Genomic DNA, 18,549 nt, shown 5'->3' with positions numbered 1-18,549 from the left:
TCGGAAACATCACGTAGCACTGCCGTAACAACCCGAGACGATCATGCACCGGCCGGAACAGGTCGGGAGGTCGGATGGTCGACGCCGGGAACACCGCGTACGTGCTGGGATGCGCCGCGCTCGTCATGCTGATGACGCCGGGTCTCGCGTTCTTCTACGGCGGCATGGTCCGCGCGAAGAGCGTGCTCAACATGATGATGATGAGCCTGGTCAGCCTCGGCGTGATCGGGCTGGTCTGGGTGACGTTCGGCTTCTCGCTGGCGTTCGGGAACTCGCACGCGGGTCTGATCGGCGGGTTCGAGTTCACCGGGCTGACCCAGACCCAGGCCGTCGCCGGCGACATCCCGGTGCAGGCGTTCGCCATGTTCCAGCTGATGTTCGCGGTGATCACCGGCGCGCTGCTGTCCGGCGCGATCGCCGACCGGGCGCGGTTCTGGCCGTGGACGCTGTTCGTCGCGCTGTGGACGGTCGTCGTCTACGTGCCGCTGGCGCACTGGATCTTCGCGTTCGACGGGGCGGTGTCCGAGAAGGGCGGATGGCTCGCGAACACGCTGGGCACGCTGGACTTCGCGGGCGGCACCGCCGTCGAGATCAACTCCGGCGCGTCGGCGCTGGCGCTGGCCCTCGTGCTCGGGCGGCGTCGCGGATGGCCGCGCGAGCCGATGCGCCCGCACAACCTGCCCGCCGTGCTGCTCGGCGCCGGGCTGCTGTGGTTCGGCTGGTTCGGGTTCAACGCCGGGTCGGCGCTCGCCGCGGGCGCCACCGCCGCCAACGCGTTCGTCACGACGATGACGGCCGCCGCGGCGAGCGTGATGGCCTGGCTGGCGCTCGAGCACCGCCTCGACGGGCGCCCGACCAGCCTCGGCGGCGCGTCCGCCGCGATCGCGGGCCTGGTCGGCATCACGCCGGCCTGCGGCTACGTCGACACCTGGGGCGCGCTGGCGATCGGCGTGCTGGCCGGGGTGATCTGCCAGCTCGCGATCCGTCTGAAGTACCGCCTCGGCTACGACGACTCGCTCGACGTCGTCGCCATCCACGGCGTCGGCGGGCTCGTCGGCACGCTGATGCTGGGCTTCGTCGCGACCGCCTCGGTGAACGACGCGGGCGCCGACGGCCTGCTCTACGGCGGCGGCCTCGGCCAGCTCGGCAAGCAGGCGCTGGCCGTCGTCGTGTCGCTGGCCTGGGCGTTCGTGCTGTCCGCGCTGCTGGCGTGGATCGTGAAGCGGACGGTCGGGTTCCGCGCGAGCGCCGAGGTCGAGTTCGAGGGCATCGACGAGGCGGAACACTCCGAGTCCGCCTATGAGTTCAGTACCGCCGTCCGGGCAGCGGGGCGGGCGAGCGGCGGCGGCCTGCTCGGTGCGACCCGGCCGCCGGAGTACCGCGCCGACCCCGCCGACACCGAGGAGGTCCGATGAAGCTGGTCACCGCCATCGTCAAGCCGTTCGTGCTGGGCGACGTGAAGGACGCGCTGGAGACGCTCGGCGTCCTCGGCCTGACCGTGTCCGAGGTGCAGGGCTACGGCAGGCAGAAGGGGCACACCGAGGTCTACCGCGGCGCCGAGTACTCGGTGGACTTCGTACCGAAGGTGCGGGTCGAGGTCGTCGTCGACGACGAGGTGGCCGAGCGCGTCGTGCAGGCGGTGGTGGACGCCGCGCACACCGGCAAGATCGGCGACGGGAAGGTCTGGGTCGTACCGGTCGACAACGTCGTGCGCGTGCGCACGGGGGAGCGGGGGACGGACGCGCTCTGAGCCCCGTCGACGTGAACGTCGGAGTCGGCAACGCCGCCGGGATCAGCGCTGACGTTCATGCCGACGCCTGATCCGGCCAGAGCGGCATGATCGGAACGATCCGGGCGCACCGGCCGTTGGGGACCACATGACCCTCGCCGACACGGCTCCGGTGCGGCTCCACGTCCCCGCCCGATCGCTGGTCCTGGTGGCCGGCCTGCCCGGTGCGGGGAAGTCCACGCTGCTCGGGACGCTGGCGCCGGACCCGACGGTCGTGGTGCTCGACTCGGACGCGGCTCGGGGTCGTCTCTCGGCCCGGCTCCCGGAGCGGACGCCGTACGGCCTCTACCGGTGGTTGGTCCACCTGCTGCACCGTTGCGACGCCGTCCGCGTGGCGCTGACCGGCCCGGACACCGTCGTCGTGCACCTACCGGCCACCGGTCACCGGATCCGTTCCGGGGTGCTCGCGCTGGCCCGGCTCTCCGGTCGGGAAGCACACCTGCTGTGGGTGCACGCGGAGCCGTCGGAGGCACTGGACGGGCAGCACGTGCGCGGACGGGTGGTGCGCGACGCGGCGTTCTCGGGCCACGCAGCGAAGGCGGGGCTCGTGGTCGACGCGTTGCGGACCGGTCCACCGCCGGGCTGGGTGTCGGCCCGCGTCGTCGATCGTGCCTGCGCCCGCCGGGGACTGGCACTCGACAAGTAGGCTGGTCGTCGTGTTCGACTCCCTCTCCGAGCGCCTCGGCAACTCGCTGCGCGACCTCCGTGGCAAGGGCCGGCTCTCCGACGCCGACATCGACGCCACCGCGCGTGAGATCCGGATCGCGCTCCTGGAGGCGGACGTCGCCCTCCCGGTCGTGCGCGGGTTCATCGCGAAGATCAAGGAACGCGCCAAGGGTGCCGAGGTCTCGCAGGCGCTGAACCCGGCTCAGCAGGTCGTCAAGATCGTGAACGAGGAGCTCGTCGCGATCCTCGGCGGCGAGACCCGGCGGCTGCACATGGCCAAGGAGCCGCCGACCGTCATCCTGCTGGCCGGCCTGCAGGGCTCCGGCAAGACGACGCTGGCGGGCAAGCTGGGCCGCTGGCTCGCCGGGCAGGGGCACACGCCGCTGCTCGTGGCCTGTGACCTGCAGCGGCCGAATGCGGTGAACCAGCTCCAGATCGTCGGTGAGCGTGCCGGCGTGCCGACGTTCGCGCCGCACCCGGGTGCGACGGGTGCCGGTGAGCTCCCCGAGGGCCCCGGCGACCCGGTGGGCGTGGCGCGCGACGGCATCGCGTTCGCCCGCTCCAAGCAGTACGACGTGGTCGTCGTGGACACCGCGGGTCGCCTCGGTGTGGACCAGGAACTGATGCAGCAGGCCTCCGACATCCGGGACGCGGTCTCGCCGGACGAGGTCCTGTTCGTCGTCGACGCGATGATCGGTCAGGACGCGGTCGTGACGGCCGAGGCGTTCCGGGACGGTGTCGGCTTCACCGGCGTCGTGCTCACGAAGCTCGACGGCGACGCCCGCGGTGGCGCCGCGCTGTCCGTGCGCGAGGTGACCGGCGAGCCGATCCTGTTCGCCTCGAACGGCGAGAAGCTCGAGGACTTCGACGTCTTCCACCCGGACCGGATGTCCTCGCGCATCCTGGGCATGGGTGACCTGCTCACGCTGATCGAGCAGGCGGAGCACGTCTTCGACGAGGAGGAGTCCCGCCGGACGGCCGAGAAGCTCGGGTCCGGCGAGCTGACGCTGGAGGACTTCCTCCAGCAGATGCTGGCGATCCGCAAGATGGGGCCGATCGGCAACATCCTCGGCATGCTGCCCGGCGCCAACCAGGGCCAGATGAAGGACGCGCTGGCGCAGGTCGACGACAAGCAGATCGACAAGCTGCAGGCGATCATCCGGGGCATGACCCCGGGCGAGCGGGAAGACCCGAAGATCATCAACGCGTCCCGGCGGCTGCGCATCGCGAACGGGTCCGGCGTGACCGTCTCCGACGTGAACGACCTGGTCAACCGGTTCTTCGAGGCCCGCAAGACGATGAAGCAGATGGCCGGCCAGTTCGGCTTCGGCGGCGGTGGCCGGTCGGCCACGAAGAAGCAGCCGAAGAACGCGCGCAAGGCCAAGCAGGCGAAGAAGGGCCGCCGCGGCGGGCCGACGCCCTCGCGCGCCGGTGGCGGGATGCCGGACCTGTCGAACATGCCGAAGGGCCTGCAGGAGCTGCCGCCCGGCCTGGCCGGGCTGGACCAGCTGCCGTCCGGGTTCGACCCGTCGAAGCTGAACTTCGGCAACAACAAGAAGAAGACGTGAGCGAGCCTGCGAGCTCACCGTCAGGCACAGCAGCGTCGCGAACGCGGCCGACGAGCGCCGGCGAGGTGGGCCCGTGAGCGATCTGCCCGCCGCGGGGTGGCACCTGCGCGGCGTCGTCCTGCCCGACGGGGGAGATCCCACCGACCTGTACGTGGACGGCTCCGGGCGGGTCTCCGACGAGCCGCTGACCGGTTCCGAGACGCTCGTCGACGGCGGTTGGATCGTGCCCGGCCTGGTCGACGCGCACTGCCACGTCGGCCTCGGGCCGGAGGGCCCCGTCTCGCTCGACGAGGCAGAGGACCAGGCCCGCACCGACCGGGACGCCGGGACGCTCCTGATCCGCGACTGCGGCTCGCCGATCGACACCACGCCGTTGCAGACCCGCGACGACCTGCCCGAGCTCGTCCGCGCCGCGCGGCACCTGGCCCGCCCGAAGCGCTACATCCGCGGGATCGCCGTCGAGCTCGACGACCCGCGGCTGCTCGTCGACGAGATCCGCACGCAGGCGCGCGCGGGCGACGGTTGGGTGAAGCTGGTCGGAGACTGGATCGACCGCGACGCCGGTGACCTCGCCCCGCTCTGGCCGGACGACGTGCTGGCCGAGGCGATCGCCGCCGCGCACGACGAGGGCGCCCGGGTGACCGCGCACGTGTTCGGGACGGACGCGCTGCACGGCCTGATCGGGGCGGGCATCGACTGCATCGAGCACGGCACAGGGCTGACCGACGAGCTGATCGCCGAGATGGCCCGTCGCGGCACCGCCCTGGTCCCGACGCTGATCAACGTCGAGACGTTCCCGGGGATCGCCGACGGCGCGGCCGAGAAGTTCCCGACGTACGCCGCGCACATGCGCGCACTGCACGCGTCGGCCCGTGACGTCGTCGGCCGGGCCGCCGAGGCCGGCGTCGCCGTCTACGCCGGGACCGACGCGGGCGGCGGCATCGCGCACGGTCGGATCGTCGACGAGATCGCCGCACTGGCCGACGCCGGCGTGCCGGACGCGCTGGGTGCGGCGAGCTGGGCGGCCCGTCGCTGGCTCGGACGGCCGCTGCTCACGCCGGGGGCACCGGCCAGCCTCGTCGTCTACGGGGCCGACCCGCGCTCCGACCCGGCGTCGCTGCGCCGCCCCTCCGCCGTGCTCGTGCGCGGCAGGCGGGTCGCGCGGCGCGCGGGTGCGGCGTGAGCTCCGGACCACCCGGCCCGCCCCATCCGGATCCCGCGCGCCCCGCGCCGTCCGATCCCGCACGGCCCGACCCCACGCGGCCGGATCCCGCCCGCCCTCCCGACGCGTCGTACCCCGGCCCGTCGCCTCACGCGGGGGCGTCGCCTCAGCCCGGCTCGTCGCCTCACCCGGGGGCGTCGCCTCACCCGGGGCCGTCGCCGTATCCCGGGGCGCCGCCGTATCCCGGGCCGCCCGATCCCGGGGCGCCGCCCTACGCGGGACCACCGCCGCCGGGGTGGCCGGGCTCCCCGCCGACCGGCCCGGCCGGTCCGGCCGAGCCGCCCCGCGGGTGGTTCGGCCTGCGCCCGTCCCCACCCGCACCCCGCACGGGCTGGGCGATCCGCCTGTTCGTCATCGCCGAGGCGGTGTTCCTCGGCGTCTCCGCGCTGCTCGGTTGGCTGATCGGGATCGACACCGCCGGCGTCGGCGGGATCGTCACGGCGATCGCCGTCCCGACGATCGCGGCCGCCGTGGTCGCCGTGTTGTCGACGCAGTGGCTCGGCAACGGACCGAAGGTCGACCTCGGCCTGCGGTGGAGCTGGGACGACGTCGCCGTCGGCCTGATCACCGGGCTGGCCGGCCTGCTGCTCACGGTGCCCGCGGCGCTGGTCTACGCGTGGGTGGTCGGGCCGGAGGGGATGAGCACGGCCGTCGGCGACGTGTTCGGCGGGCTCCGGACGTCGTGGCCGGTCGCGCTGCTGGTGACGGCCGTGGTCGTGCTCGTCGCGCCGGTCTGCGAGGAGATCCTCTACCGCGGGCTGCTGTGGCGCGCCGTGTCCAAGCACGTGAGCAACCAGTGGGTCGTGTACCTGCTCACGACCGTGCTGTTCGCGTTCGCGCACTTCGAGCTGACCCGGACGCCGCTGCTGTTCGTCGTCGCGCTGCCGCTCGGGCTGGCCCGGCTGCTCACCGGGCGGCTGACCGCGAGCATCATCGCGCACCAGATCAACAACTTCCTGCCGGGCGTCGCGCTGGCACTGATGCTGACCGGCGTCGTACCGGGGTAGGGACGTCCGCGGGGGTCTGGCACAATAGACCGTCGGGCCTGCGGTCGGCCCTCTACCAACCGCAGCCAGGACTGAAGAGTGAGCGCGCTTGTACCCCCACGCGAGCCGAGCTGACTCATCGCAGCCGAACACACGTAGTCGCGAGGAGCACCCACAGCTGTGGCCGTCAAGATCAAGCTGATGCGTCTGGGCAAGATCCGTCAGCCCTACTACCGCGTCGTCGTCGCCGACTCCCGGACGCGTCGCAACGGACGCGCGATCGAGACCATCGGCAAGTACCACCCGAAGGGCGAGCCGAGCCTGATCGAGATCGACTCGGAGCGTGCGCAGTACTGGCTGGGCGTCGGCGCGCTGCCGACCGAGCCGGTCGAGTCGCTGCTCAAGGTCACCGGGGACTGGCAGAAGTTCCACGGCGAGCCCGGAGCCGAGGGCACGTTGAAGACGCAGCCGGCGAAGCAGAGCAAGCTGGAGCGCTTCCAGCAGGCGCTGGCCGAGGCGAACCAGGAGCCGACCACCGAGGCGACCACGCCGCGCGCCAAGCGCAGCGGCGGCGGCAACGACCGCGTCGGTGCGACCGCTGACGCGGCGCCCGCCGAGGCAGCCACGAAGGACGACGAGGTCGTCGACGCCACGAAGGATGCCGACGCGCCTGCCGCCGAGTCGTGACGACCCTGCTCGCCGACGCACTGGAGCACCTGGTGCGCGGGATCGTCGACCATCCCGAAGAGGTTCGCGTCGACATGGTCACCGGGCGCCGGGGCCGGATCCTCGAGGTCCGGGTGCATCCCGACGACCTCGGCAAGGTGATCGGACGCGGCGGACGGACCGCGACCGCGCTGCGCAACGTCGTCAGCGGCGTGGGCGGGCGCGGGGTGCGGGTCGACGTCGTCGACACCGACCGCTGATATGAGCGCAGCCGACGCCGGCCGGGACCAGGTCCTGGTCGGCGTCGTCGTGCGTGTGCACGGCCTGCGCGGTGAGGTCGTGGTCGAGCCGCACACCGACTCCCCGTCGGAGCGCTTCGCCGCGGGCGCGGTGTTCGACGCGCGCACGACGCGCGGCGAGTCCCGTGGGTCGATCGAGGTCCGCGCCTCGCGCCCGCACTCCGGCCGACTGCTCGTGACGTTCGCCGGCGTCGACGACCGCGACGCGGCCGAGGCCCTGCGCGGCCTGCGCCTGCTCCTGGCCACCAGCGAGCTGCCCCCGGCCGACGACCCGGACGAGTTCCACGTCCACCAGCTCGAGGGACTGCCCGTCGAGCTCGCCGACGGCTCACCGGTCGGCACCGTGCGCGAGGTCGTCCACGGTCCGGGCGGTGAGCTCCTGGTCCTGCGCCGCTCCGGCGCCGACGACGCCCTGGTCCCGTTCGTGAGCGCGATCGTCCCGACCGTCGACCTGGACACCGGCCGGATCGTCATCGACCCGCCGGAAGGCCTCCTCGACCCGGTCGACTGACCCGTCGCGGTCCCGCCCCACCTCCCACCTCCCGCCTCCCCTCTCTCTCCGAACGAACGGCACCGTCGAGCAATGGCATTGCGCGAAGGTGCCGTTCGTTCGGTTCCGTATGTCAACTTGCGTTGACAGCGGCCCTGGTGTCAACGTAAGTTGACATCCATGAGTGATGCGACAGCGGTGGCCGCGGCGGCCTCCAGCAAGGACCCGGGCGTCGGACTGGCGGCCGTGGCGTCGTTGCGGACGGTGCTCGAGTCGCTGGAGGAGCTGCAGGTCGGCAACGCGCGCGACCAGGGATGGTCGTGGCAGCAGATCGCCGAGGCCCTGCACGTCAGCCGGCAGGCGGTGCACAAGAAGTACCGCCGTTTCGGGTTCTAGGGAGGGAGCGCGATGTTCGAGAGGTTCACCGACCCGGCCCGCCGGGTCGTCGTGCTGGCCCAGGAGGACGCGCGGGAGCGCAGGCAGGACCGGATCCGGGCGGGAAACCTGCTGGTCGGGATCGTGTGCACGCCGGGGACACCGGGCGCGGACCTGCTGGCGGAGGCGGGCGTGGACCGGCAGGTCGTGGAGGACGGGCTCGCCGGGGCCGGGCCGGACCACGCCGAGGCGCTGGCCACGCTCGGGATCGACCTCGACGAGGTGCGCCGCCAGGCCGAGGAGACGTTCGGTCCGGGCGCGCTCGACCGCACCCGGGCGGCGCGGGGGCAGTGGCGCGGCGGGCACATCCCGTTCGAGAGGGAGGCGAAGAAGGCGCTCGAGCTCGGGCTGCGGGAGGCGATCCGCCTCGGTGACCGGCACATCGGCACCGAACACCTGCTGCTCGGCCTGCTCTGGCCGGGTTCGACGGCGCACACGATCCTGGCCGCGCGCGGGGTCACGCTGGAGGGGATGCGGGCGGCGGTCGCCGAGCAGGGCCGGGGCCGCGCGAGCGGGTGATCAGCGCGCGTCCTCGTACTCCTCCTCGTCGTCGGCGTCGACGGGGTGGGGTGCGCCGGTCTCGGCCGACCGGACGCCCTCGAGCTCGGCGAGCTGTGTGGCCAGGCCGGCGAGGTCGCCGCGACCCTCCAGCCGGAGCGTGACGGCGGCGAGCCGGACGCCGTCGTCGGTGACCGTCTCGCGGTGCACGGCCACCCGCGCCACGGCGTAGCCCGAGGCCGTGCAGCGTTCGAGGACGCCGCGCAACACGCCCTGGCCGTCGGTGTAGCGCAGGCGCAACGTCGGGGGATCACGACGACGGCGGCGCGTGGCCCGTGCGAGCGGCTGCAGGCCGCGGGTCACGAGGAAGTGGGCCGCGGTGGCGGCCACCGCGAGCGCAGGCAGTCCCGCGCCCGCGGCCGAGCCGACGGCGGCGGCAAGCCAGATCGTCGCGGCGGTCGTCAGTCCCCGGACGGCGTCCTGGCGCACGAAGATCAGGCCGGCACCGATGAAGCCGATGCCGGACACGATCTGCGCCGCGACACGGGACGGGTCGAGCGCGATGTGCTCCTGGGCGAGCAGGTCGGCGAACCCGTACTTCGAGACCACCATGAACACGGCCGAGCCGACGCCGACGAGCACGTGCGTGCGCAGGCCGGCGCTCTTCGCCCCGGCCTCGCGCTCCAGCCCGATCAGCGTGGTCAGGATCAGCGCGACGACGACCGGCAGCAGCAGCTCCCACTGCCGTTCGCTCGACCAGAATGCCGAGAACCACTCCGGCGGCATGTTCGTCCGTCCTCCTCTGCGACGATCCGGCCCGTGCGGATCGACGTCGTGAGCATCTTCCCGTCCTACCTCGCACCGTTGCGCGAGGCACTGCTGGGGCGCGCGATCAGCCGCGGCCTGCTCGAGCTGGAGGTGCACGACCTGCGGCGCTGGACGCACGACGTGCACCAGGCCGTCGACGACTCGCCGTACGGCGGCGGGCCGGGCATGGTGATGCGCCCCCAGGTCTGGGGCGACGCGCTGGACGAGGTGCTGGCCGGCGATCCGGCGCGGCTCGTCGTCCCGACGCCGGCCGGGCGGCCGTTCACCCAGGCGACGGCCCGCGAGTGGTCGGCCGACCGGCGGCTCGTGTTCGCGTGCGGGCGCTACGAGGGCATCGATCAGCGGGTGCTCGACGACGCCGCGCGACGGGTGCCGGTGGAGGAGGTCAGCATCGGCGACTACGTGCTCGTCGGCGGCGAGGTCGCGGTGCTGGCCATGGTGGAGGCCGTGGTCCGGCTGCTGCCCGGGGTGCTCGGCAACCCGCGTTCCGCGGCAGAGGACTCGTTCTCCGACGGGCTGCTCGAGGGGCCCGCCTACACTCGCCCCGAGGTGTGGCGCGATCTCGCCGTGCCGGACGTGCTGCGCAGCGGCAACCACGCGGCGATCGACCGCTGGCGCCGGGACCGCGCGCTGGAACGTACGCTCCAGCGGCGGCCGGACCTCGTGCACGCGCTGCCCGACGGGGCGTTGGACGAGGCCGACCGGGCGTTGCTCGCGTCACTGCGCGAGCACGGCTGACCCCTGCGTGCCGAGGTGTCTCCTTGCATCTGGCACTATGGACGGGTTGCCAGCGCCCGGTGTGGCGCTCACCGCGTGCGGGGGACTCCTTCCGTGCGGGTGCGGCGTGCCCCTGCGGCCGCGGCAGAGCCGGACCCCACGAGCCGGCAGCACGAGAGCCCAGCACGACAGACGAGGACGGACCTACGCGATGAACACCCTGGACGAACTGGACGCGCAGACCCTGCGGTCCGACATCCCCGCTTTCCGGCCGGGTGACACGCTCAAGGTGCACGTCAAGGTCATCGAGGGCAGCCGCTCGCGTGTCCAGGTGTTCCAGGGTGTCGTGATCAAGCGTCAGGGCGGCGGGGCACGCGAGACCTTCACGGTGCGCAAGATCTCGTTCGGTGTCGGCGTCGAGCGCACGTTCCCGGTGCACTCCCCGAACATCGACAAGATCGAGGTCGCCACGCGCGGCTCGGTCCGGCGGGCGAAGCTCTACTACCTCCGTGACCTGCGCGGCAAGGCCGCGAAGATCAAGGAGCGTCGAGAGACCCCGACCGCGTCGTGACCGTCACCCCTTCGTGATTCCACGGTGACGTAGCCTCGTACCGTGGCGTTCCCCGAGCTCCCCGACGACCGCCGGGCGCGTCCCCGGCGGTATCGAGGCAGCGCCGAGGGCGGTGATCCCGGCATTCCGGACGAGCTGGAGAACGACGCTCCCGAGGACCGGGACCGCGTCCTCGACGCCCCCGCCCGGCGCGGTGCGCCAGTGCGGCGGGCCGCCCGGACCGACGACCGGCCTCAGGGCCGCGCGGCGGCCGCCGGTGGCCGGCGACGGGCCCGCGTCGACGAGGAGGAGCTCCCTGACGACCGTGGTGAGCCGTCATGGCCTCCGCGCGGCCGCAGGGCGCTGAGGGACGACGACCGGCCGTCCGCTGACGACGGGAACGGACGCCGCCGCAACGGCACCGGAGCTCACGGGGTCGGCGCTCACGGCAGCGGCGCTCACGGGGCCGGCGCTCACGGGGTCGGCGCGAACGGGCCGCGCGCCAACGGTGCTCCACCGAACGGGCGGCCGTCGAACGGCGCTCCGGTGAACGGTGCCCGCGCGAACGGCGCCGGCACGGACGTCACCCGCGCCGACGGGGCGCCGGCGAACGGTGCCCACCGCAGCGGCGAGCCCCGCAACGGTGGTCCCTACGACGGCGGTCCCCACAACGGCGGTCCCCACAACGGCGGTCCCCACAGCGGCGGTCCCCACAGCGGCGGTCCTTACGACGGCGGTCCCCACGACGGCGGTCCCTACAACGGCAGCGGCGGCCCGCGAGACGGCAGTCGCGGCCCCCGTGACGGCGCAGCGTCGCCCGCCGACCGGGTGCGCGACGCCCGCCCGTACAGCGAGGCCGACGCGGACCGCCTGTGGGACCGGCCGGACGGCCCACGCCGGCACGTCCGTTCCGAGGAGCAGGCACCCGTCGACCCGCCGACCGGACGTCGTCGCCGCCGCGACGAGCCCGACGCCGTCGGTGACGACCGCGGTCCCGCCCGTCGTGCACCGAACGAGCCACGGCCGCCCGTCAACGGGTACGCGCCCGGACCGGACGCCGACGAACGCAGCGGTCACGCGCGTCCGCCGCGGCGCGAGGGCCCGCCCCGCGAGGGTCCGATGCAACGCCCGCGGTTCCCGGTCGACGAGCAGAACGGCCACGCGCCAGTGGGACCGGCTCCGGCCGGACGAGGTCCGGCCGGCCCGCCCGGTGGTGGCCCCGCATCGGACGCTCCGGTGCCCGGTGTCGAGAACAGGCACCCTCCGCGCGGATCGGCGGGGCGCGACGGACGGCCCCCGGTCGACGCCGGGGACCGCAGGCAGTGGCCTCCCGGTCGCAGCGGGCAGCCGCCCGGCCCGGACGGGACCGGCCGCCGTCGCGCCGTATCCGACGACGTCGCACCGGACGCAGCCCGGCCGGTCGACCGGTCCGCCGAGGCGACCGGTGTCGCGCCGCCGGTGCGCCGCCGCCCCGCCGCCGAGGTCCCACCGGGCGCCATCGGTGCTGCGGGCGCCGTCGGTGCCGGAGCGGCGGGTGGCGGACCGGGTGCTCCCGCGACGGCACGCACCCCGCTCCCGCCCGAGACGGACGGCATGGACCCGGGCCGCACCCGTCGCCCCCCGCCGCGGAGGCCGGGACGCGAGCCGGAGCCCGTGGACGACGACCTGCCCGACGAGGACGACGTCGACACCACGGCGCTGCCCACCGAGCGGCAGCGCCGCACCCCGCGCCGTCGTCCCGTGGCGGGCGACGCGCCGAGGTCCCGGACGCGTGCCCCGGCGGACGACGACGTCGACGACCGGGACGACGTCGACGACGGGATCGACGCCCGTGACTCCCGGGACGAGGACGCGCGCGTCGCGGAACCCCGCGGGCCGGTGGGTGTCGGCGGCCGGATCGCGGCCCTGACCTCGCGCCGCCGCTCCCGCGACGGCGGAGACGGCAAGAAGCAGACGTCGTTCTGGAAGGAGCTGCCGCTCCTGGTCGGCGTCGCGCTGCTGCTGACGTTCCTGATCCAGACGTTCGTCGCGAAGGTGTTCGTGATCCCGTCCGGATCGATGGAGACGACCCTGAACGGCTGCACCGGCTGCGACAACGACCGCGTGCTCGTCGACAAGGTCACCTACAACTTCACCGACATCAAGCCCGGCGACGTCGTCGTGTTCCGCGGGCCGGACAGCTGGTCGAGCTCGGAGTACGAGCTGGACCAGACGACGAACCCGGTCCTGCGTGGGCTGCAGATGGCCGGGTCGCTGATCGGGTTCGCGCCGCCGGACGAGAAGGACTTCGTCAAGCGGGTGATCGCGACCGGCGGGCAGACCGTCGCCTGCTGCGACGCGCTGAACCAGGTCATGGTCGACGGCCAGCCGCTGGAGGAGCCCTACATCTACTACCTGCCGGAGGCCGGTCCGGCCCGGCAGATCCCGTTCGGGCCGGTCACCGTCCCGCAGGGCGAGATGTGGATGATGGGCGACAGCCGGAACAACTCCGCGGACTCGCGGGCGGCCGGGCACGGCCCGGTGCCCGAGGAGAACGTGATCGGCAAGGTCCGGCTGATCGTCCTCCCGTTCGACCGCTTCGGCTGGGTCGACGCGGTGAACCCGCAGACGAACGCCCAGGCCGCAGCGGACCACGGCCTCCCGCAGGGCGGCGCACTCGCACTTGGCATGATGGGGGCGTTCCCGTTCGCGCTCGGCCGACGGCGCCTGCTCGTGCGTCGTGCCGAGGAGCAGCGGTTCCTGCCCGTCGCGCGTCGCCGGAAGCGGTGGCGTACGTAACCAGACCGGGAGAGCGGTGCCGGTTCCCCCACCCCGTGGTTCGCGTGGCCGACGTGTACCCGCCCGCAGGCCGCGCCGTCCGGCCGACGTGCTCGGCCCGTCGTTGCGGCCGCCGCGTGCCGTCGTGCGCAGCGCCGGGAACTGGACGTTGCAGTCGGTGCTGCAACGGCACGGTCTCGGCCCGGTCGCGGGCGTCGACGAGGCCGGACGCGGGGCCAGCGCGGGCCCGCTCGTCGTCGCCTCGTGCGTGCTCCGACCGACGGACACCAAGGCGCTCGACGGCCTCACCGACTCGAAGCTGCTCTCCCCGGCGTCCCGTGAGGAGTACTTCACGAAGATCCGCCGTCGGGCACTGGACCTCTGCGTCGTCGTGATCCCGCCGGAGGAGGTCGACCGGCGCGGCGTGCACATCGCGAACATCGAGGGCATGCGACGGGCGGTGGCCGGGCTCTCGGTGGACCCCGGCTACGTGCTGACCGACGGGTTCCCGGTGCGCGGGTTCGGACGCCCGACGCTCGCCGTCCCGAAGGGCGACCGGGTGGCCGCGTGCGTGGCGGCCGCGTCCGTGCTGGCCAAGGTGACCAGGGACCGCCTGATGGTGGAGCTCGACGACGTCCGGCCGGGCTACGGGTTCGCGGTGCACAAGGGCTACTGCACGCCGGAGCACGACGCGGCGCTCAACGCCCTCGGCCCGTGCCCGGAGCACCGGTTCTCGTTCGCGAACGTCGCGGCGGTGGCCGGACGCGGGCCCCTGTCCGGTCTGGTCCACAATGGGAGCTCGCCGGACGAGGGGTCCGGCGCGGGGGCGACGCCGTCCGGGGACGAGGACGACGAGCTGTGGGCGGAGCCCGATCTGATGGATGTCGTCATGGGAGGACCGTCGCGGTGAGCGCGGAGGATCTCGAGAAGTACGAGACCGAGATGGAGCTGACGCTCTACAAGGAGTACCGGGACATCGTCGCCCAGTTCTCCTACGTCGTGGAGACCGAACGGCGCTTCTACCTGGCGAACTCCGTCGACGTCGCGCCGCGCAACGCCGACGGCGAGGTGTACTTCGAGGTCCGGATGTCCGACGCGTGGGTGTGGGACATGTACCGGCCCGCCAGGTTCGTGAAGAACGTGCGGGTCGTGACGTTCAAGGACGTCAACATCGAGGAGCTGGACACGCCGGACCTGCGGCTGCCGGAGAACGACACGTTCGGCGGGCCGACCGCCTAGCACACCCCACCGACGGTTTCCGCCGGCGAACGCACCGAACCGCCCCGGCCGTCCCCAACCCGCATGGTGCGTCCACAGATGACGCATTCGCCGGTCCGCGACCGTCCCGCGCCCCGATCGTGGACGCATGGCAGCGAAGGACGAGCTCGGTCGGCGCGGTGAGGACACCGCGGCCGACTTCCTGACCGGGCGGCACGGGATGGTCGTGCTCTCCCGCAACTGGCGGTGCAAGGAGGGCGAGCTGGACATCGTCGCGACCGACGCCGAAGCGCGGCTCGTCGTGTGCGAGGTCAAGACGCGATCCGGCACGCGGTTCGGGGAGCCGGCCGAGGGCGTCACCGCGAGCAAGATCCGCCGGATCCGGCGGCTGGGCAAGCTCTGGATGGCGGCCCACCACGTCGCGTGGTGCGAGGTGCGGTACGACGTGGTCGCCGTCCTGATTCCGCCCGGCGGACCGACGACCGTGACGTACTACCCGGCGGCGTTCTGATGACCGGGATGGCGCGGGTCTGGTCGGTGGCGCTGCACGGCGTGGACGGGGTGCCGGTCGAGATCGAGGCGGCGGTCGGCGGCGGACTGCCCGGCGTGCATCTCGTCGGGCTGCCGGACGCGGCGCTGCAGGAGTCGAAGGACCGGGTGCGGTCGGCCGTCGTGCAGGCGGGCCGGACGTGGCCGAACGAGCGGATCATCCTGGCGCTCTCGCCCGCGACCCTCCGCAAGGCGGGGAGCGGGTTCGACGTTGCGCTGGCGTGCGGCGTCCTCGCGGCCACCGGGACCGTCCCGGCCGACCGGCTGGACGGGACGGTCCTGCTCGGCGAGCTGGCCCTGGACGGTCGCCTGCGGCCGGTGCGGGGCGTGCTGCCCTGCCTGCTGGCGGCACGGGCGGCCGGTCTGCGACGGGTGGTGGTCCCGCTCGGCTCGCTGCCTGAGGCCGGTCTGGTGGACGGGATGGACGTGTTCGGAGCCGGGTCGCTGAACGACGTGCTGTCCTGGCTGGCCGGTGACCGGCCGCTGGAGCGGCCCGACGACGGTGCGGCGTCCGCCCCGCGTCCGGCGTTCCCCGAGCTGTCCGACGTCGTCGGCCAGGACGACGCCAGGCGCGCCGTCGAGATCGCCGCCGCCGGTGGCCACCACCTGCTGATGGTCGGCCCGCCGGGCACCGGCAAGACGATGCTGGCCCAGCGGATCGTCGGCCTGCTGCCCGAGCTGGACCGCTCCGAGGCGCTGCAGCTGGCCTCCATCCGGTCGGCGGCGGGGCGGCTCGCGACACAGCAGCATCCGCTGACGACGGTCGCCCCGTTCGTCGCGCCGCACCACTCGGCGTCGGAGGCGGCCCTGCTCGGTGGCGGGTCCGGTGTCGCCCGGCCCGGGGCGGTGTCGCTGGCGCACCGGGGCGTCCTGTTCCTCGACGAATGTCCACAGTGGCCGCCGCACCTGCTCGACGCGCTGCGCACGCCGCTGGAGGAGGGCGAGGTCCGGGTGGCCAGGTCGGACGGGACGTTCCGGTACCCGGCGCGGTTCCAGCTGGTGCTGGCCGCGAACCCGTGCCCGTGCGCACCGCCCGACGACCGGGACTGCGAGTGCCGAGGGCAGGTGCGTCGCAGGTACCGGGAGCGGCTGTCCGGCCCGTTGATGGACCGGGTCGACCTGCGGGTGCCCATGGTGCCGATCTCGACATGGGCGACCGAGACCCCTCCGGAGGGCACCGACGTGGTGCGCACGCGCGTGCTGGCCGCACGGGCCGCGGCCGCCGAACGGTGGTCCGAGCACGGATGGCGGTGCAACGGCGACGTGCCGGGCCCGGTGCTGCGGTCGCGGTTCCAGCTCCCGCAGCGGGTGGTGCATCCGCTGACCTCGCGGATGAAGCGGGGCACGCTGACCGCGCGGGGTGCCGACCGTGCGCTGCGGGTCGCGTGGGCCGTACGATAGCGCATGTGGCGATTCACCGCGGCGGACGTGCCGTGCCCTACCTGCGCATCAGCTCGGACCGTAGCGGTGAGGGCCTGGGCGTCGAGCGCCAGCGGGTCGACTGCCTCGCACTGATCGAGGGTCGCGGCTGGACGCTGGCCCGCGCGCCGTTCTGCGAGAACGACGCCAGCGCGGCCGGACGGAAGCCGCGCCCGCTGTTCCGCGCGCTGCTCGACCTGGTCCGCTCCGGCGGGGTGGACGTCATCGTGGCGTGGAGCCTGGACCGGCTGGTGCGCAACGCCCGCGACCGGCTCGCGCTGGTCGAGGCGTGCCGCGACGCCGGAGTCATGATCGCGCTGTGCCGTGGCTCGGACATGGACCCGACGACCCCCGCCGGGCGGCTGGCGATCGACGTCCTCGGTTCGGTCGCGCAGCACGAGATCGACCAGAAGGCGGACCGGCAGCGGTCGGCCGCGCAGCAGGCGGCCGAGAACGGCCGGTGGATCGGCGGGCGGCGCGCGTTCGGCTACACAGCCGACGGCCTGTCGATCGTCGAGGACGAGGCGGCAGCGCTGCGCGACGCATACGCCGCCGTGCTGGCCGGTGAGACGCTTCGCGGCGTAGCCCGCCAGTGGAACCGGGCCGGGTTCACGACCGCGCAGCGGCCATACCGGCACGCCCACCTGGGCGAGCGGAGTCCGTGGCGGGGGGACGCGGTGCGCCGGGTGCTGCTCAACCCGCGCAACGCGGGTCTGCGCGCGCACAAGGGCGAGATCATGGGTCAGGCGTGCTGGGACGGCGTGGTCGACGAGTCGACATGGCGCGCGACCCGCACCCTGCTCAGCGACAGTGCGCGCACGACCGGAGGTCCGACGGCGATGGGCAAGCACTTCCTGTCCGGTGTCGCGTTGTGCGGCCTGGACGGGTGCGGCGCGCTCGTCCACGGCGGCGGCGCGTCGCACGGCAAGCCGGTCTACCGATGCCGCACAACGCAACTGCTGCCCGACCAGCGCCCGGACGTGCCGGGCACGCACGTCAACCGGCTGGCCGCCCCGGCGGACCAGTACGTAAGCGACGTCGTGGTGGCCCGGCTGTCCCGCCCGGACGCGCGGGACCTGCTGGTGGACCACAAGCGCGCCGACGTGCCCGCGCTGCGGGAGGAGGCAACGGTGCTGCGCGCCCGGTTGGACGCGCTGGCCGCCGAGTTCGGCGGGGGCGCCGAGGAGCCCCTGCCCCCGCGGGAGTACCGCGCGATGCGGGCGCCGCTGGTCGAGAAGATCGAGAGCATCGAGGGCCGGATCGCGGACGCTGGCATGGTGGACAAGCTCGGCGCTCTGGTGCGCGCCGACGACGTCGCGGCCGCGTGGGACGAGCTGACCCGGGACCGTCGCCGCGCGGTGCTCGACGTGCTCGCCGAGGTCCGGCTGCACGCGGTGGGGCGGGGCTCGCGCACGTTCCGGCCGGAGACGGTGGAGATCATCTGGAAGGCGCGATGAACGACGTCACGCGGATCGTCTGCGACTGCCCGGAGTCCGGTGTGCGGGTGATCGACCGCTGGTTCCGTGAGACCTCCGGCGGGTGGGCGAGCCTCACCGAGCACGTGATGCGCCCGCCTGGCGGGCTGGATGCCGAGCACGAGCACGAGCACACGGTGTCCAACATGGCCGAGGGCAACGACCGGGCTGCGGCCCGGCTGGTCGACGACGGCGGGCGGGTGCGGCTGCGAGGCGGGATCACCGAGACTCGGCGCGGCTACACGATCACGTGCCCGACGTGCGAGGCGTCGCCGCGGGTGCGGCACAACCGGCTGATGGCCGCGCTCGACGAGTGCGCGGCCGCGGGCCGGGACCTCACGTTGCGGATGCTCGACGCGCCGGGCGAGTCGGACCGGCCGACCGCTGACCGCTGCTAGCATTCACCTGTTCGTGGCG

General features: G+C 73.7%; 21 protein-coding genes. 20 read left to right on the top strand and 1 reads right to left on the bottom strand.

Annotation, left to right across the window (positions count from 1 at the left end):
- Nucleotides 1-74 precede the first annotated feature (74 nt).
- From EV378_RS06345 to EV378_RS06295, 11 genes are all read left to right on the top strand, one after another.
- Nucleotides 75-1,415, top strand: coding sequence for an ammonium transporter (locus EV378_RS06345; RefSeq protein WP_132421770.1), 1,341 nt, complete (start codon nucleotides 75-77; stop codon nucleotides 1,413-1,415).
- Nucleotides 1,412-1,750: a P-II family nitrogen regulator gene (locus tag EV378_RS06340; protein WP_132421769.1), complete on the top strand. Its 339-nt coding sequence runs from the start codon at nucleotides 1,412-1,414 to the stop codon at nucleotides 1,748-1,750. The genes EV378_RS06345 and EV378_RS06340 overlap by 4 nt, the downstream gene beginning before the upstream one ends.
- Before the next feature lie 127 nt (nucleotides 1,751-1,877).
- Nucleotides 1,878-2,435, top strand: a complete 558-nt coding sequence (locus tag EV378_RS06335; protein ID WP_132421768.1) for an AAA family ATPase — start codon at nucleotides 1,878-1,880, stop codon at nucleotides 2,433-2,435.
- A 10-nt stretch (nucleotides 2,436-2,445) separates the two neighbouring features.
- A complete protein-coding gene (gene ffh, locus EV378_RS06330; RefSeq protein ID WP_132421767.1) occupies nucleotides 2,446-4,023 on the top strand; it encodes a signal recognition particle protein in 1,578 nt (525 codons plus the stop codon).
- A gap of 73 nt (nucleotides 4,024-4,096) precedes the next feature.
- Nucleotides 4,097-5,206: an amidohydrolase family protein gene (locus EV378_RS06325; protein WP_132421766.1), complete on the top strand. Its 1,110-nt coding sequence runs from the start codon at nucleotides 4,097-4,099 to the stop codon at nucleotides 5,204-5,206.
- A 404-nt stretch (nucleotides 5,207-5,610) separates the two neighbouring features.
- Nucleotides 5,611-6,252, top strand: a complete 642-nt coding sequence (locus EV378_RS06320) for a CPBP family intramembrane glutamic endopeptidase (protein WP_207908585.1) — start codon at nucleotides 5,611-5,613, stop codon at nucleotides 6,250-6,252.
- A gap of 159 nt (nucleotides 6,253-6,411) precedes the next feature.
- Complete coding sequence (gene rpsP / locus EV378_RS06315; RefSeq protein ID WP_132421765.1) at nucleotides 6,412-6,918, top strand: 30S ribosomal protein S16; 507 nt, start codon at nucleotides 6,412-6,414, stop codon at nucleotides 6,916-6,918.
- The gene (locus EV378_RS06310) at nucleotides 6,915-7,157 is read left to right on the top strand and encodes an RNA-binding protein (protein WP_132421764.1); all 243 of its coding nucleotides are present in this window, start codon (nucleotides 6,915-6,917) and stop codon (nucleotides 7,155-7,157) included. The genes rpsP and EV378_RS06310 overlap by 4 nt, the downstream gene beginning before the upstream one ends.
- 1 nt (nucleotide 7,158) lies before the next feature.
- Complete coding sequence (gene rimM / locus EV378_RS06305; protein WP_132421763.1) at nucleotides 7,159-7,707, top strand: ribosome maturation factor RimM; 549 nt, start codon at nucleotides 7,159-7,161, stop codon at nucleotides 7,705-7,707.
- 159 nt (nucleotides 7,708-7,866) lie between these two features.
- Entirely contained in the window at nucleotides 7,867-8,082 is a 216-nt protein-coding gene (locus EV378_RS06300; protein WP_132421762.1) for an AsnC family protein, read from the top strand.
- Nucleotides 8,083-8,094: 12 nt separating this feature from the next.
- Nucleotides 8,095-8,640, top strand: a complete 546-nt coding sequence (locus EV378_RS06295; protein WP_132421761.1) for a Clp protease N-terminal domain-containing protein — start codon at nucleotides 8,095-8,097, stop codon at nucleotides 8,638-8,640.
- Here EV378_RS06295 and EV378_RS06290 read toward each other — a convergent pair whose 3' ends face one another.
- The gene (locus EV378_RS06290; RefSeq protein WP_132421760.1) at nucleotides 8,641-9,405 is read right to left on the bottom strand and encodes an MgtC/SapB family protein; all 765 of its coding nucleotides are present in this window, start codon (nucleotides 9,403-9,405) and stop codon (nucleotides 8,641-8,643) included.
- Between the two features lie 33 nt (nucleotides 9,406-9,438).
- On the opposite strand from EV378_RS06290, the gene trmD reads away from it, so the two are divergent.
- The 9 genes from trmD (at nucleotide 9,439) to EV378_RS06240 (ending at nucleotide 18,530) form a co-directional block, all read left to right on the top strand.
- Nucleotides 9,439-10,185, top strand: coding sequence for a tRNA (guanosine(37)-N1)-methyltransferase TrmD (gene trmD / locus EV378_RS06285; RefSeq protein ID WP_132421759.1), 747 nt, complete (start codon nucleotides 9,439-9,441; stop codon nucleotides 10,183-10,185).
- Nucleotides 10,186-10,375: 190 nt separating this feature from the next.
- Complete coding sequence (gene rplS / locus EV378_RS06280; protein WP_132421758.1) at nucleotides 10,376-10,735, top strand: 50S ribosomal protein L19; 360 nt, start codon at nucleotides 10,376-10,378, stop codon at nucleotides 10,733-10,735.
- 807 nt (nucleotides 10,736-11,542) lie between these two features.
- Nucleotides 11,543-13,492 (top strand): signal peptidase I, encoded by a 1,950-nt coding sequence (lepB, locus tag EV378_RS36185; protein WP_243653312.1) that lies wholly within the window; start codon nucleotides 11,543-11,545, stop codon nucleotides 13,490-13,492.
- A 124-nt stretch (nucleotides 13,493-13,616) separates the two neighbouring features.
- Nucleotides 13,617-14,381: a ribonuclease HII gene (locus tag EV378_RS06265; protein ID WP_424511207.1), complete on the top strand. Its 765-nt coding sequence runs from the start codon at nucleotides 13,617-13,619 to the stop codon at nucleotides 14,379-14,381.
- Nucleotides 14,378-14,710: a DUF2469 domain-containing protein gene (locus tag EV378_RS06260; protein ID WP_132421756.1), complete on the top strand. Its 333-nt coding sequence runs from the start codon at nucleotides 14,378-14,380 to the stop codon at nucleotides 14,708-14,710. Before EV378_RS06265 ends, EV378_RS06260 begins: the two co-directional genes overlap by 4 nt.
- 127 nt (nucleotides 14,711-14,837) lie before the next feature.
- On the top strand, nucleotides 14,838-15,200 hold the full coding sequence (locus EV378_RS06255) for a YraN family protein (RefSeq protein WP_132421755.1): 363 nt from the start codon (nucleotides 14,838-14,840) through the stop codon (nucleotides 15,198-15,200).
- A complete protein-coding gene (locus EV378_RS06250) occupies nucleotides 15,200-16,639 on the top strand; it encodes a YifB family Mg chelatase-like AAA ATPase (RefSeq protein ID WP_132421754.1) in 1,440 nt (479 codons plus the stop codon). The genes EV378_RS06255 and EV378_RS06250 overlap by 1 nt, the downstream gene beginning before the upstream one ends.
- 5 nt (nucleotides 16,640-16,644) lie before the next feature.
- Entirely contained in the window at nucleotides 16,645-18,114 is a 1,470-nt protein-coding gene (locus tag EV378_RS06245; RefSeq protein WP_165922161.1) for a recombinase family protein, read from the top strand.
- Nucleotides 18,111-18,530 (top strand): hypothetical protein, encoded by a 420-nt coding sequence (locus tag EV378_RS06240; protein WP_132421752.1) that lies wholly within the window; start codon nucleotides 18,111-18,113, stop codon nucleotides 18,528-18,530. Before EV378_RS06245 ends, EV378_RS06240 begins: the two co-directional genes overlap by 4 nt.
- Nucleotides 18,531-18,549: the final 19 nt, after the last annotated feature.

Origin of the sequence: Pseudonocardia endophytica (assembly GCF_004339565.1) — a bacterium.
Lineage (GTDB): Bacteria > Actinomycetota > Actinomycetes > Mycobacteriales > Pseudonocardiaceae > Pseudonocardia > Pseudonocardia endophytica.
Note: the sequence above shows the minus strand (reverse complement) of the source record. Positions and strands in the feature narration are given on the sequence as shown.

Bases quoted from the DNA above. Each gene is read 5' to 3' on its own strand.
- rimM (WP_132421763.1), top strand. From the start codon at position 7,159: ATGAGCGCAGCCGACGCCGGCCGGGACCAGGTCCTGGTCGGCGTCGTC.
- EV378_RS06290 (WP_132421760.1), bottom strand. From the start codon at position 9,405: ATGCCGCCGGAGTGGTTCTCGGCATTCTGGTCGAGCGAACGGCAGTGG.
- EV378_RS06250 (WP_132421754.1), top strand. From the start codon at position 15,200: ATGACCGGGATGGCGCGGGTCTGGTCGGTGGCGCTGCACGGCGTGGAC.
- EV378_RS06295 (WP_132421761.1), top strand. From the start codon at position 8,095: ATGTTCGAGAGGTTCACCGACCCGGCCCGCCGGGTCGTCGTGCTGGCC.
- EV378_RS06240 (WP_132421752.1), top strand. From the start codon at position 18,111: ATGAACGACGTCACGCGGATCGTCTGCGACTGCCCGGAGTCCGGTGTG.
- EV378_RS06335 (WP_132421768.1), top strand. From the start codon at position 1,878: ATGACCCTCGCCGACACGGCTCCGGTGCGGCTCCACGTCCCCGCCCGA.
- EV378_RS06255 (WP_132421755.1), top strand. From the start codon at position 14,838: ATGGCAGCGAAGGACGAGCTCGGTCGGCGCGGTGAGGACACCGCGGCC.
- EV378_RS06300 (WP_132421762.1), top strand. From the start codon at position 7,867: ATGAGTGATGCGACAGCGGTGGCCGCGGCGGCCTCCAGCAAGGACCCG.
- EV378_RS06345 (WP_132421770.1), top strand. From the start codon at position 75: ATGGTCGACGCCGGGAACACCGCGTACGTGCTGGGATGCGCCGCGCTC.
- EV378_RS06340 (WP_132421769.1), top strand. From the start codon at position 1,412: ATGAAGCTGGTCACCGCCATCGTCAAGCCGTTCGTGCTGGGCGACGTG.
- rplS (WP_132421758.1), top strand. From the start codon at position 10,376: ATGAACACCCTGGACGAACTGGACGCGCAGACCCTGCGGTCCGACATC.